The organism is Paenibacillus tyrphae, from assembly GCF_000722545.1.
Lineage (GTDB): Bacteria > Bacillota > Bacilli > Paenibacillales > NBRC-103111 > Paenibacillus_G > Paenibacillus_G tyrfis.
Genome location: NZ_JNVM01000078.1, coordinates 1 through 227, shown reverse-complemented (window position 1 = coordinate 227; position 227 = coordinate 1). Strand labels below are relative to the sequence as shown.

The following is a 227-nucleotide window of genomic DNA, read 5'->3' as shown; positions in this document are numbered from 1 at the left end:
GAGGAGCAGGTGGAGCGGACGCCGGAGCATGTGGCGGTTGTATTCGAGGGAAGCGAGCTGACGTACCGGGAGCTGAACGAACAAGCGAACCGGTTGGCGCGAGTGTTGCGAGCGGAAGGCGTGGAGACCGAGCAGAAGGTCGGGCTGATGGTCGAACGCTCTCTGGAAATGATGGTAGGGGTGTACGGCATCCTGAAAGCCGGGGGAGCGTATGTGCCGATCGATCC

1 protein-coding gene is annotated in these 227 nt (G+C 62.1%); it reads left to right on the top strand.

Annotated elements, in window-relative coordinates; all coding sequences use genetic code 11:
• A partial coding sequence (locus ET33_RS35825; RefSeq protein ID WP_036694087.1) for an AMP-binding protein occupies nucleotides 1–227 on the top strand: 227 nt, incomplete at both ends.